We start from the raw sequence: 275 nt of genomic DNA, 5'->3' as shown, positions 1-275 counted from the left end.
GTTGCGCGCGCCGCATCCAGCAGCGCGCGCACGGCATCGACGACGCGCCGCGGCTCGATCCCGGCCAGGCAGGCCTGGTGGCCTTCCGGACACGTGCTCTTGTAGCAGAAGCGGCACGGCACATCGTGGAACAGGACGCGGCTGCGCACATTCCACGGCGTGTGCTGCGGATTGGTCAGGGCGTACAGGTCGACGACCGGCGTGCCCACGGCGGCGGCCATGTGGGCCGGCCCCGTGTTGTTGGTCACGGCGACGGCCGCCAGGCGCAGCGCCGC

Annotated in this window: 1 protein-coding gene; it reads right to left on the bottom strand. The window is 72.7% G+C overall.

The window, feature by feature from the left end; all coding sequences use genetic code 11:
- Positions 1-275 (bottom strand): glycosyltransferase family 9 protein (locus ACEN88_RS35410; protein WP_413347079.1); only part of this gene is annotated, 275 nt, incomplete at both ends.

Source organism: Massilia sp. CT11-108 (assembly GCF_047302915.1).
In the GTDB taxonomy this organism is placed as follows: domain Bacteria; phylum Pseudomonadota; class Gammaproteobacteria; order Burkholderiales; family Burkholderiaceae_D; genus Telluria; species Telluria orientalis.
This window is presented reverse-complemented; position numbering and strand designations above follow the sequence as displayed.